The organism is Lysinibacillus sp. G01H (genome assembly GCF_028872195.1).
Taxonomy (GTDB): Bacteria; Bacillota; Bacilli; order Bacillales_A; family Planococcaceae; genus Lysinibacillus; species Lysinibacillus capsici.
This window is the reverse complement of sequence record NZ_CP118397.1, coordinates 1,402,492-1,415,234: the sequence shown is the minus strand read 5'-3', so window position 1 is coordinate 1,415,234 and position 12,743 is coordinate 1,402,492. Positions and strand designations below refer to the sequence as shown.

12 protein-coding genes are annotated in these 12,743 nt (G+C 35.9%); 3 read left to right on the top strand and 9 right to left on the bottom strand.

All coding sequences use genetic code 11. The annotated features are described in order from the left end of the window. The first annotated feature begins 261 nt into the window (after nt 1-261). Nucleotides 262-1,260, top strand: coding sequence for a permease (locus PSR12_RS06835; RefSeq protein WP_257521428.1), 999 nt, complete (start codon nt 262-264; stop codon nt 1,258-1,260). 11 nt (nt 1,261-1,271) lie between these two features. Further along, nucleotides 1,272-2,198, top strand: coding sequence for a TIGR03943 family putative permease subunit (locus PSR12_RS06830; RefSeq protein ID WP_257521427.1), 927 nt, complete (start codon nt 1,272-1,274; stop codon nt 2,196-2,198). Between the two features lie 34 nt (nt 2,199-2,232). On the opposite strand, the gene PSR12_RS06825 is transcribed toward PSR12_RS06830, so the two are convergent. Beyond that, on the bottom strand, nt 2,233-3,495 hold the full coding sequence (locus PSR12_RS06825; protein ID WP_257522494.1) for an NtaA/DmoA family FMN-dependent monooxygenase: 1,263 nt from the start codon (nt 3,493-3,495) through the stop codon (nt 2,233-2,235). Nucleotides 3,496-3,714: 219 nt separating this feature from the next. Here PSR12_RS06825 and PSR12_RS06820 point away from each other — a divergent pair, with 219 nt between their 5' ends. Beyond that, entirely contained in the window at nt 3,715-4,182 is a 468-nt protein-coding gene (locus PSR12_RS06820) for a hypothetical protein (protein ID WP_274772221.1), read from the top strand. A gap of 5 nt (nt 4,183-4,187) precedes the next feature. On the opposite strand, the gene PSR12_RS06815 is transcribed toward PSR12_RS06820, so the two are convergent. The 8 genes from PSR12_RS06815 to PSR12_RS06780 form a co-directional block, all read right to left on the bottom strand. Then, nucleotides 4,188-5,318 (bottom strand): CamS family sex pheromone protein, encoded by a 1,131-nt coding sequence (locus PSR12_RS06815; RefSeq protein ID WP_274772219.1) that lies wholly within the window; start codon nt 5,316-5,318, stop codon nt 4,188-4,190. A 377-nt stretch (nt 5,319-5,695) separates the two neighbouring features. Then, nucleotides 5,696-6,091 carry a VOC family protein gene (locus PSR12_RS06810; protein WP_004232464.1) on the bottom strand — a complete coding sequence of 132 codons (396 nt, stop codon included), beginning with the start codon at nt 6,089-6,091 and terminating at the stop codon, nt 5,696-5,698. A 288-nt stretch (nt 6,092-6,379) separates the two neighbouring features. Beyond that, a complete protein-coding gene (locus tag PSR12_RS06805) occupies nt 6,380-7,297 on the bottom strand; it encodes a D-alanyl-D-alanine carboxypeptidase family protein (protein ID WP_274772216.1) in 918 nt (305 codons plus the stop codon). An 88-nt stretch (nt 7,298-7,385) separates the two neighbouring features. Then, nucleotides 7,386-8,567 carry a sensor histidine kinase gene (locus PSR12_RS06800; protein ID WP_257521424.1) on the bottom strand — a complete coding sequence of 394 codons (1,182 nt, stop codon included), beginning with the start codon at nt 8,565-8,567 and terminating at the stop codon, nt 7,386-7,388. Continuing rightward, complete coding sequence (gene vanR, locus PSR12_RS06795; protein ID WP_221680877.1) at nt 8,503-9,195, bottom strand: VanR-ABDEGLN family response regulator transcription factor; 693 nt, start codon at nt 9,193-9,195, stop codon at nt 8,503-8,505. Before vanR ends, PSR12_RS06800 begins: the two co-directional genes overlap by 65 nt. A 221-nt stretch (nt 9,196-9,416) precedes the next feature. Next, nucleotides 9,417-10,004, bottom strand: a complete 588-nt coding sequence (locus PSR12_RS06790; RefSeq protein ID WP_257521423.1) for a pyridoxamine 5'-phosphate oxidase family protein — start codon at nt 10,002-10,004, stop codon at nt 9,417-9,419. A 188-nt stretch (nt 10,005-10,192) separates the two neighbouring features. After that, nucleotides 10,193-10,975: a DUF817 domain-containing protein gene (locus tag PSR12_RS06785; RefSeq protein ID WP_257521422.1), complete on the bottom strand. Its 783-nt coding sequence runs from the start codon at nt 10,973-10,975 to the stop codon at nt 10,193-10,195. A 204-nt stretch (nt 10,976-11,179) separates the two neighbouring features. After that, complete coding sequence (locus tag PSR12_RS06780) at nt 11,180-12,607, bottom strand: amino acid permease (RefSeq protein WP_257521421.1); 1,428 nt, start codon at nt 12,605-12,607, stop codon at nt 11,180-11,182. Between the last annotated feature and the right edge of the window lie 136 nt (nt 12,608-12,743).

The window sequence follows — 12,743 nt, the reverse complement described above, 5'->3', positions numbered from 1 at the left end:
TTTCAATTTGGAGAAGTGATGAATGACACCACCCTTCATAAAAAGAACAAGGAAAATCTTTGCTAAAAAGATACATTTTTCTAGGATTACCCCTAAACAATATAGAACTAAGTATTCTCATAAATAATTCGATATAGAGGGAAAGTAAAAAGATGGTAGGTATCAATTTTTACTTTCTCTTTCCTTTTTTGAAGTACTAACAATATCATCTATGTCATATCTTAAATTAAAACGTAACCATTACACTTTAAGGAGGTCTATGTGGAACGTCTCCATTTTTCCAAATATGTATTGAATTTTTGGTTGCTCTTCATTCTATTCATAGGCATGCTACCACTACTGTTATTCAATGTTTCAGCACTAAACGACCTTAGTTCCTCTCTACTCAATTTAAATACGATATTTTTAAGTATTTTAATTGAAGCATTACCATTTGTCTTAATTGGAATACTGATTGCTGGCTTTATTCAGATTTTTATAACAGAGGAACATATCCAAAGGTGGATTCCTCGAAACCCTGTGATGGCCGTTATCATGAGTTGTCTTGTAGGTGCATTATTTCCAGCCTGTGAATGTGGGATTGTTCCGATTGTTAGAAGATTGATTGTCAAAGGTGTACCTATACATGCAGCTATAGGCTTTATGTTAACTGGTCCACTTATTAATCCCGTTGTTATTCTTTCTACTTATATGGCATTTGGAAATGATTTAAGAATAGCGAGCCTTCGAATGCTTGTTGGCTTTGTCATCGCTATTGTAGTAGCATTACTTATCAGTTTATTTTTTAAAGGCTCCCAATTTAAGAGCTCTTTACAGCCCTACTCATTAACAACCTCTAGTCAACAGATATCCTTCTTCACCAAATTATTAAATATGGTCAAACATGCCATCGATGAATTTTTTGATATGGGTAAATACTTAATTATCGGGGCATTTTTAGCTGCCTTTGTACAAACCTATGTATCTACCAAAACACTTGTAGCCATTGGAGAAGGTGAACCCTCCTCCATTCTAGTTATGATGGGCTTAGCCTTCATTCTGTCACTTTGCTCTGAGGCAGATGCCTTTATTGGTGCATCCTTTAGTGCCATTTTCTCCACCCCATCCATTCTGGCCTTTCTTATTTTTGGCCCTATGATCGATTTGAAAAATACCATTATGTTGATGAGCGTATTTCGTTTAAAATTTGTTTTTTGGTTAATCGCCTTAGTGGCTATAGTTGTCTACATTAGTATATGGATTCTTTCAGCGTATCTCTAAGGGGGAAAACCATGAAATTTCACGTTCAACAAGCGCTAAGAGCCTTAATGTTACTCGCCTTTTCGGCTATGATTGCCAACCTGCATTGGACCGGAGAACTAGCAAAATTTATCAACCCTAAATATGAAGGGCTGAGTAAAACAGCCGCCATTTTATTTTTTATACTATTTCTTGTTCAAGTGACAAGAGTTATATCTTTTTCAAAGGTTCCCCATTCATGTGATCAAACGGGACAAGCATGCTGCTCCCATCACGATCATGGTCACACAGCCTTTACCCGAAAAAAAATAATAGCCTACCTCATTATTATGACACCAATAATGACAGGCTTCTTCGTGCCAGCAAAAATTTTAGATGCATCCATCGCTGATAAAAAGGGTGGTGCATTTATTCTCACTCAGCAAAACCGATCAACTAAAATTGAGGATTACCTCACTTCAAATGAAACGATTGATGAAAACATCTATGATGAGCATGATGCTGATCCCAGACTGATGGAAGAAAAACAGGAAATGACAAAAAAGCAATATGACAAATTAAAGCAACAGTTATCCCAACAATCTATGCTGAAAATGACTGATGAGGACTATACGATCTATTACGAGGAAATTAATCAACATTTGGCTAACTATTTAGGGAAGAAAATACAGTTGAAGGGCTTTGTTTTAAAAGAAGAAAGTTTTACAGAAAAGCAACTAGTGATTTCAAGGTTTCTTATTACGCATTGTGTCGCCGATGCCAGTATCGTTGGCTTTCTGACAGAGTTTTCGGACGCTCCTACACTCACAGAAGATACATGGATTGAAGCGGTCGGTACAATTAGTCAAACAACATATGAGGGTGCAAGCTTACCTGTTATCCATATTGATGATTGGGTAACAATCGAACAACCCGAATCACCTTATCTTTATCCTATTAATATTCGAATGAGTTTCTAGCAACAAAAGGGCAAAGCTTATGGCTTGCCCTTTCTCAGCTATTAATGGGAGAGCGCACATCTAAGCCTAAATGGGAACGTAATGTGCTACCTTTATATTCAGCTCTGAATAACCCCCGCTCTACTAACATGGGAATAACGTTGCTAAAGAACAAATCCAAAGATTTTGCAGGTCCACCTGGTATGGCAATAAAGCCATCCAATGCACCCTCTTCATAAAAAGTAACGATTTGATCGACAATATCCTGTGGTGTACCGATTGCTACAAGGTGGGCTGAGCCAATTACCTCTGGACGTGCTAACAATACTGCGACAGTTGGTTCATTGTTTATAATATAACGACGTACCAATTCTGCATGTGTTTTACTACGTACTTGTTGATCTTTTGATGGCAGCATATCAACCGTTACCTGATCTTCAAGTGCCAAATGACGAACATCCATACCAATCACAGATTCTAAAGCTCTGTAGCGTCGCTCAAGTGTTAAATGTGCATATGCTTGTCGGTGCATTTCGAGTGCTTCTTCATATGTATCCCCTATAAAGAAATAGAGTCCAGGTAATAAGCGAATATCGTCGGCTGAACGACCTACTTCTATAGCCTGCTGACGTAAATCATTACGCATCTCAATACCCACCTCCATGGCTGGTGTAGCCGCAAAAATCGCATTGGAAACCGTAGCCGCAAATCGCCGCCCAACATCCGACGCACCTGCTTGGAAGAGCGGAATCTCTCCTGCTGGATGCATAGGTAGATTTAGGGGACCCTTTATATGGAAAAATTCGCCCTCATGCTCAATTGGCTTAACAAGCTCTATTATTTTCTCTAATTTTCCATCCATTTCTAATGTTTCATAGGGATGACTATGCCATAGCTGCTTGACCACCGCTGTACATTCTGCAGCTTTAGCATAACGCTCCTCGGAAGAAGGCATGGGCTCATTGCTGAAATTATGGGCGCCATCTATAGAGGTGACGATATTCCATCCAACTCGTCCTTCGCTAATCCAATTTAAGGATTGCAATTGACGCGCAATCAGATAAGGTGGCGTAAAGGATGTGGAAATCGTTGTTACTAAGCCAATCTGTTTCGTTTCTCTTGCCACCATCGCCATTAAAAAGCTAGGATCTAAGCCAACTGTTCCTTTCATTTTAGCCATTAATTCTGGATGAGCTATTAAATAATCCGCTTTAAATACAAAATCTAATTTCGCTGCCTCAGCACGCTGCGCAAATGCAATATGTTCGTCTATCAAGGCGCCCTGTTTGCCATGATTCCCGTAAACAGCTAAATGCATTCCAATAATAAGGTGTCTTTTCACTGCTACTCTCCTCCTCTATAATTGAAAATGATTATCATTTTCATAATAATTATTCGTGGCAGAGATTGCAATGAAATACTATTAAGTTTTTGAAGGTCCTTTACAAATGAAAAATGCATATACAAAATAATATTTACTACAAAGTTAAATAAAGGTATTATTGAGATAATTTAATAATATTTAAGCGGAGGAATCATGAGAAAATTTGCCTCTTTATTTATAGTTACTCTTTTAATATTTCCAATTGGTGGAGCATCTTTTATAGAAGATCCTATACACAAATCATCTATTCCGCCAAACCTTGGTGCTTCTGCTGAGGAATCTCATTCTACCCTCACAGCTGAAAAAAGTGATTCTCTTCTTACAACGTCTTCTACCTTTCCAACTGGTCAGGGTTCGATGAGCTTTAATTTTAAAGCGCCTAGTAATGGCACTGCTACAATTCAAATTTATGTGAAAAATAACAGCTCACAATCTATTAGGTTTATATTAACTGCACCTAATGGAACGGTTTGGATAGACGGAGAGATCATTAAATCTGGACAATCATTGACTTCAACTTACGAGTTGGATGCAAGCCAATCTGGTCAATGGTTCATGAAATTTGATAATAATGATGGTTCTTCAATTACAGTCGATATAAATACAAGTTACGAAATTTAAAATATTCAAATAGGTGATGCAAAAATTTGTTTTTCCGTTGGGTCCCAGAGAACAATTCCAACATCCTGCTTCTGATCGATTACCCGAATGGTAATGGGGATATAGTCAAATAAAATTGTATTTATTTTTGTACTAGTGAGCTGTAACAAGCCAATTAATTCAATATCGTTAACCAGTGGTACATGTATTTCTAGATTAATATCTGTTAATTTACCATCTTCATAACGAAGTTTTCCCATGATTTTAGGATTTAAATGTTTAAATCCACCTTGAATATCCTCTTTAAAAATTAATAATTTATTATACATATTTTGGTCCAAACTATATAAAGCATCTGATGGGAATACATAATGCTTTTTATCTATATCAAGCCATTTTGTTATGGTATCTGCATCTTTAGGTATAAAGGTTTCAGCTAAAAATATGCCCGGAATAATATCGTTTATATTAGATTCTTGATATAAAGTTAAATAAATAGGAACTCTCGGATATTTTTCATTTTTTCTAATATCCTCAAGAATCCTTTTAGCTACTTCCTTACCGTAATTTTTAACGTCGTTGATATCATCATCATTTTGGTCTACTTTCACTTGGCCTGTGTAAATTAAACCATTGGCATCGGAAACTCGTATATCATAAAACTCATTTAATGAGATGGCGATTGACAGCCCCTCTACTTTGTTATTTTCCTTATTAATAAAATTTTGTTCTAACACATGTGAGAGAATCAAAGGATACTTTTTTTCATCCTCTAGTACATTGTCACTTCTAGTTTCAATGGCTGGATTTAACCCAATACCTTCCTCTGTCTTTCTACTTAACCATTGGTTGATCGTTTTCTCTTCTAAATATTGGCCTTGCTGCATATAAAACTTGTCTGTTGAGAAATGATTCACCGATAAATTCATGAGTCCTCTTTCAATTTCATTAATATTTAAAGCATTATTCATATTTTTGATAATTGAACCTCTAGCAATATTGACTTTTGCAGGCTGTTGAATCTCATAGACTTCCTTTTTCTGAATCGATGAAATATACTTTTTCTCATTAGCAGTAACACTTTCGTCCTCACTACTACAAGATGCTAAAATCAATATTGGTGCGAATAAAAATAACATACGCCTTCTTTTTTTCATTGCTATTTCTCCTTGCATATTATGTATCATTTGATAACTTACCTCATTTAACGATACCAAATTTACCAAAATAAAACATTACATATTTACAAATCTCCACATTTACCTATCGGATGATCAAAAAAGACCTATGCTCGTTTTCTCGGAACATAGGTCTTTCTGCTTTATAGTTTTTCAACTGCTTATGAGTGGGTTTTTCACTACTTTGGAGCGGCTCTCAACTCTTTTAGAGCGAGTTCCCGCTTCTTTGGAGCGACTCTCACACTTTTAGGAGCGGGTTCTCGCTTCTTTGGAGCGGCTCTCACACTTTTAGGAGCGGATTCCCACTTCTTTGGAGCGGCTCTCAACTCTTTTAGAGCGGATTTCCCCCCTCAATACTATTTGGCATTTTTATCGGGCTGGTGAATACCAAATACATTGCCTTCCGTATCAATATAATAGCCTTGCCATGCCATTCCTGGTAATGCGTACTTTGGCATGGCTACTTTGCCCCCATTTTCAAGAATTTTTGCTTCCGTTACATCATAACTTTCAACACCCATTGTACAAGCAAAGCCATTCAACGCTTGGTTTGTTTCTGGTGAAGGACCTTGACGTTGCATTAAAGCACCGTTAATCCCAAGTTCATCATCCTCACCTGTCACAGCACCGAAGTAAGGCATTCCTGCATATTCACTCCAGTCCTGAAATGACCATCCAAAAACTTCCCCATAAAAATCCTTTGCCCGCTCCATATCACTTACATGAATTTCAAAATGAACTAATCTCCCCATAGTATCCTCCTTAAAGATGAATGTATTTGATCATATTTACTATATATCATTTTTCTGAAAATTAAAATTTATAAATTATCTATCTATTAATGTACCTTCCGATTCGAATGATTCCACAATAAATCAGATACTACTCCTTTAAACGACTGTCAGAGGCATCTTTATTTCTGCAATACCAACAACAAGTTGGTTTATAGAGAATTATTATAACTACAAAAAAATGTGTGATTAGAAAATGAAATATTCTCCAATCACACTCTATTAGGGGCTAGCAATTTAGTAATGAAGTTATAATTGACTAAAAACCGAAATGGCATCGGAAATATTATATTGCTCCGTTCTAGGGCTACCGTCCGCTCCTACTGTCACTAGCACATATTCTTGTCCATTTATAAGTGCTAAGCTTGCTAAACATAAGCCTGCATCTTCTGTATAGCCAGTTTTTCCACCTAAAAATTCCCCTCCTGGCAATGCACTTGATGTCATATGTTGAAACATGCGACTGGTAAAAGTAATGCCTTCAGGATGAAGGTTTGTTGATTTTATAGAATATCTTTCTGCTGTATAAACATTTCGAAAATCATCGTTTGTTAAGGCGTATTGTAAAAGTAAAGACATATCCTTTACAGTTGTATAATGATCTGAATGGTGCAGTCCAGTTGTATTCACAAAGTGCGTATTTTTCATGCCTAGTTGCTGCGCCTTTTCGTTCATCAGTTTCACGAATCCACGTTCTGACCCGGCAACATATTCAGCTAAACCTAGTGATGCCTCTGCACCTGATGGCAACATAGAGCCATACAACAAATCTTCTACTGTCAGCTTTTCATTTGGGAGAAAGCCCGCCACTGACGCATTTTCCTCTAATAAATCCCGAAAGATATGTTTAGGTAAAATGATTTCTTCTTGTAAATTGGATATCTGCTCAATCGCGACTAGAACCGTCATCATTTTTGTCAAAGAAGCAGGATAAATCTTTTCCTCACTTTTTTTATCTAAGAGAATTTGATTTTCATCCAAATTCACTAAAATTGCATTCGAACTGTATAAATCAAAATCGAGCATATGCTGACTGGCTGTTTGAACTACTTTTGATGCTTGATCTGTTTCCTGACGTAAAGTCATTGGCGATTCTTTCAATTGAAAATAAATAAATATCATCATGAATAAGAACAATAAACTCAAAATACCTTTTCTCTTGAACATAAAAACAACTCCTTCTCTTTATGCTTTTATTCAACCATAAAAAAAGGAGCTTATTTTTAATTTACTATTAGTGAATTCTTAAGGTTTCTTAAGAATTGGTTGGAATCATCACGGTGAATACGGTTGTATCATTACTAGAAGTTGCGGTAATCGTTCCGCCATGGGCCTGTACAATTTCATTAGAAATGGCTAAACCAAGCCCAGCACCTCCTGTTTGGGTAGACCTTGCACTATCTAAGCGGTAAAACTTTTCAAATATCATTTTTAATTTTTCAGGAGGGATCGTCTTCCCTGTATTCGTAAACGAAATAAATGTCTGATTATTTTCGCTTTGCGCACTAATTTCAATTGTACTATTTGGATCACTGTAGGCAATTGCATTTTTTAAAATATTATTAAATACCCTTGCTAATTTATTACCGTCTGCATAGATAGTAATAGCTTCATCTAATTTGACGATGGCTTTTTGACCCTTTGGTGCGAGCAATGGATAAAACTCGTCGGCCACTTGCATTAACATATGATGTAAAGGAATAGAATCTTTCTCTAAAATGATGGATTGTAAATTAAATCTGGTTATTTCAAAAAATTCATTGATTAGTTGTTCCAGTCTATAAGCTTTTTCTAATGTAATCGTCACATATTTTTCCTTCTGCTCTACAGGCATATCCCTCGCTTCATCTAAAAGACTTAAGTAGCCAATAATGGATGTTAAGGGTGTTTTAATATCATGCGCTAAATAGACAACTAAATCATTTTTTCGTTGCTCAGCTTCTTGCGCATCCCTTGCACGCTTTTCTAATTTATATTTCACGTTATTTAATTTTTTCTCCAAAAAATCGAGTTCGGCTGGGAGCTCAATTTCCTTTCCTGACTCATCTGCAAGCATGGTAATACTTGAACTAATTTGATGAAAATATCGGGTAAATCGAGACAAGGCGATATAGAAAATAATCAATAATAATAAAATAAATCCTATCGCTAGCCAAAGCGATTTATTTTGTCGAAATAACACATGATAGGCATTGCTTGCAGCATAATAATCAAGTTGCAAGACATTTTCACAAAAAGCAATAAAAGCATCTGCAAAGGGAGCTTGTAAGACCCCATCAATAAATGCAAAATTGATAAAAAGGCCTATGATGCTAGCTATGACAAGTATCGAAATAATTTGTAAAACCATTTTCCTTTTCAGTTTGCCAAACTCATTTTTCAATGGTATACCCCACTCCCCAAACCGTTTTAATATACTTTGGGTTCTCCGCAGCATCCTTCATTTTTTCCCGTAAATGTCGAATGTGAACCATTACCGTGTTATTGCTGCTAAAGTACTTTTCCCCCCAAATTTCTTGGAATAATTGCTCTGAGCTAATAACTGTCCCTCGATTTGCGCATAAATACCAAAGAATAGCGAATTCCGTAGGTGTAAGGGATATGGGCCTTTCATTTAAAAAGACTTGTCGTGTGTTTTTATTAATCACCAAGCCAGCAAAATCAATGATATCTTCTTGCTGCTTCGAACCTTGGTTGTAGAAAGTAAATCTTCGTATTTGTGCCTTTACACGAGCAACCAACTCTAATGGACGAAATGGCTTTGTTATATAATCATCTGCTCCCAGAGAAAAGCCATTTATTTTATCGATTTCTTCTTCCTTTGCCGTAAGCATTATCACTGGAAAATTCAATGTTTCTCGGATTTTTCGTAAAATAGTAAAACCATCTATATCAGGCATCATAATATCCAGAACAGCTAAATCTACTTTCTCATGCTCAATACATGCCAAAGCCTCTTGAGCTGTATAAAACTTAAATACATGATAGTTTTCATTTTTTAAGTAAAGTTCTATTAAATCTGCAATTTCCTTTTCATCGTCAACAACTAAAATATTCAACCGTATTGCCCTCTCCTTCTTCCCACTTGTTTTCCAATGATTTTTCACTGGGATTATAGCACTTACGCATGACTATATCTATTATTAAGGTAGTTAGATGAAAACATCTTTCCAACTCTACTTTTGATAGGTTTATGTTAGCAAACTCATAGATAGTTTCATAATGAACTATAACTACATCAAAAATAGGCTTAGGTAAAATCCCAAGCCTTACATTTTTCCGATAATTAATTTGTTGGATTGTTTGCTGTAGCAGTAGATTTTTGACTCATATCCTGTGTCACCACTCTGCCTGCGTAATATAGCATTTGTTTATTTAATTTATTCTCCTTTGCAGTTATACTGCTCGGTTTCACTTTCAGAATAAGGGTCGCACTCCCTAAAGATGATTGATATTTTTCGATATGCTTTTTTGATAAAGGTGCTTGGTAATAATTTGGCACATATTTATCAAGCATTGCCTGCATAGCAGCAGTAGCTTCATTTAAATCTGTAACAATTTCCACTAAACCATTTGCAACTACACTCATATAAGCAGTATCAGTCTTAGCAGGAATAGGGTCTACCGTAGTTCCATAATTTTCACTTATTGTAATACATGCATTTTGATTGGTTGTTAAAATGTCTATTTTTCTTCCCTCGTTGGCACCATGGAAATAAAAGCTTCCATCTTTGTAGACATAATTTAGCGGAATAACATATGGCATATGTTGATCCACTAAACCAAGAAATGCAGTTTGTGCACCTTCTAAAAATTGCTTAATTTGCATTTCATCTGTACAAGCTCGTTTTTTCATTCGAATATCTGTTACCATCCTATTTCCCCCTATCCTCTTCTAAAAAGGAGTCTACAGCAGTGTTGCACGCTAAAAAAGGGACAGTTTGATGAAAGGACATGGGTACAAGGTAAAAAAATACTAGTTTATCAGAAGCCCATACTATCTTTCTTAGACGCTTTGCAATTCTCTAGTTCTACAAATGAATCTCATATATTGAATGATTTCTACTCCAAATTTCCCTCTACATCACGATAGAATAATTTAAGTTGTGCAACAATCATAATGCTAATGACTACAAGTAAAAACCATGAACTGATTTTACCAAAATGAACAATCGACCAAGACGCCTCTTGATTCGGATATGACCAAGCTCCAAAGAACGTCGCAATATTTTCAGCAATCCAAATGAAAAAGCCAATCAAAAAGAACGATGCAACGATGGGCATTTTAAAGATTTTGTTCCGTACTGTAAATTTTACAATAGTACGATAAAACACAATAAATAGTAGTGCCATTAACAGCCATCTAAAATCATAAATAAAATGGTGTGTGAAAAAATTCAAGTAGATTACGGCTCCAAGTGGAATAGCTACATAACTTTTTGGCCAACTTACAATTTTTAAATCAAACCTACGCCAGGCTTGGCAAATATAACTTGCCACACTCGCATACATAAATCCACTATATAAAGGCACACCCCCTATTTTTGTCCACGCCTCTTCAGGATATGACCATGAATTGAAATTCACTTTATATAATTCGAGCACGAGCCCAATAATGTGAAACAAGCAAATGACTTTTATTTCATCCTTTGTTTCTAAACCAAATTTATACATCAAGTACTGAGTCAATAGACAGATTGCCAGAATAAAGTCATATCTTCCTACCCCAGGTATTTGAATGGCTTTAGATAGTGCAAGTGTAGCAAATATCACAACAGGAAAAATACACGATAATGATTGATGATACGTAAAGACTCCTAAGTTTTTAATAAAATTCTTCAACATGAATCCACCTCAAATAAACTTGTTCAATTATTTAATTGCTTCTTGTATGAAGAATAAACGATAAATTATCTAATTTCAATATTTTTTTATCGAAAAACAATAAATTTTTTCTCTTAACACTGGAACAATTCCTTGTTAAATACGTCTTTGCTGTTGCTTATCTATAAAGAAAAGAGTAGCCATATAAGTGGCTACTCTTGGATATTAAAGATATATTTTTTGATTTAATTTTAATTGGACTTCTTGTTGGTTTATTTCTAGGTTTGTCACTTTTTTCACTTTTAAATAATAAACGATATAACAACCAATGAAGAATGCTCCACCACAGTAGAGTGCTAAACGTTGAGCTGGATCAAAAGCCAAGCTTGCCATAACAATACAGTTCGCTAATAAACCTAAAATAGGGATTACTGGATACAATGGCGCTTTGAATTTTAAATCCTCTACTTTTCCTCCTTGGCGTATATAGGAGCGTCTAAATGCAATTTGAGATGCTGTAATCGCAATCCAACCAATTTGTGCACCTAAGCCTGCTAGAGATAATAACCACACAAAGACTGTATTAGCAGCAAATACACTTGACAGTAATGACAGACCTGCTACAGCGAGTGTGATTAATAACGCATTCATTGGAATACCTCTTTTATTAACTTTCCCTAAAACGGGACTTGCCATCTTTTCGACAGATAGTGAGAACAGCATACGTGTTGCAGCATAAAGACCAGAGTTTGCGACAGATAATAAGGCTGTTAGGATAACAAAATTCATAATATCTGCTGCATATGGAATACCAATGCTATCTAATACGACTACAAATGGACTTTCCACCACCCCTGCTTTATCCATTGGTATCATTGCTGCAAGTACAAATACGGATAACACAAAGAAGAACAACGTACGCCAAACAGTTTGCTTAATAGATTTAGGGATAGTCTTTTCAGGATTTTCACTCTCCCCAGCAGCAATACCAATCAATTCTGTACCCTGAAATGAAAAATTCACGGTAATCATTGTAATAAGCAGTGCTGTTACACCATTAGGAAATAATCCTCCCTCATAAAAATGTGTAAGGAATGGGGCATTTGTTCCATCTTTCATATCGATTAGCCCAAACATAGCTGCTCCACCAACCGCTAGGAACATAATAATTGCCAATATCTTAATGCTGGAGAAAACAAATTCTGCTTCACCAAATGCTTTTGCTGATAAACCATTCAATACAAAGAGTAGTGCAGCAAATACTAGGCACCACATCCATACCGGTGAATCAGGAAACCATCTTTGCATAAGTTGTCCAGCCCCTAAAAACTCAAGAGCAACAGTTACTGCCCAACCTAGCCAGTATAGCCATCCAACGGCAAAACCAGTAGCAGGACCGATAAACTTTGTTGTATACGTTTGGAATGAGCCTGATACTGGCATAGCAACAGACAATTCACCCAAACATAGCATTGTTAAATACATAACTGCTCCGCCTACTAAGTAAGCTAGGATGGCACCAGTTGGCCCAGCTTGGTTAATCGTGTAGCCTGATCCAAGAAAGAAACCAGTTCCAATACATCCGCCAAGTGAAATCATAAATAAGTGTCTTGCTTTCATACTTCTTTTTAATTCATATTGTTCTGCTGCCATAAAAAACTCCTTACATTCATTATCTGTGTAAGCACTTTCTTTTTTTCGTGCAAAAAAGATAACAATCAAAATTTGAATGATTAATAGATAAACTGTTTTATATATTTTATGAACTGTCAATTTTCTGACAAAATAA

Excerpts from the sequence above, each read along its gene's own strand:
- PSR12_RS06820 (WP_274772221.1), top strand. The coding sequence starts at position 3,715 with ATGAGAAAATTTGCCTCTTTATTTATAGTTACTCTTTTAATATTTCCA.
- PSR12_RS06790 (WP_257521423.1), bottom strand. The coding sequence starts at position 10,004 with ATGGTAACAGATATTCGAATGAAAAAACGAGCTTGTACAGATGAAATG.
- PSR12_RS06805 (WP_274772216.1), bottom strand. The coding sequence starts at position 7,297 with ATGTTCAAGAGAAAAGGTATTTTGAGTTTATTGTTCTTATTCATGATG.
- PSR12_RS06810 (WP_004232464.1), bottom strand. The coding sequence starts at position 6,091 with ATGGGGAGATTAGTTCATTTTGAAATTCATGTAAGTGATATGGAGCGG.
- PSR12_RS06785 (WP_257521422.1), bottom strand. The coding sequence starts at position 10,975 with ATGTTGAAGAATTTTATTAAAAACTTAGGAGTCTTTACGTATCATCAA.
- PSR12_RS06830 (WP_257521427.1), top strand. The coding sequence starts at position 1,272 with ATGAAATTTCACGTTCAACAAGCGCTAAGAGCCTTAATGTTACTCGCC.
- PSR12_RS06780 (WP_257521421.1), bottom strand. The coding sequence starts at position 12,607 with ATGGCAGCAGAACAATATGAATTAAAAAGAAGTATGAAAGCAAGACAC.
- PSR12_RS06825 (WP_257522494.1), bottom strand. The coding sequence starts at position 3,495 with ATGCATTTAGCTGTTTACGGGAATCATGGCAAACAGGGCGCCTTGATA.
- PSR12_RS06815 (WP_274772219.1), bottom strand. The coding sequence starts at position 5,318 with ATGAAAAAAAGAAGGCGTATGTTATTTTTATTCGCACCAATATTGATT.
- PSR12_RS06800 (WP_257521424.1), bottom strand. The coding sequence starts at position 8,567 with ATGCTGCGGAGAACCCAAAGTATATTAAAACGGTTTGGGGAGTGGGGT.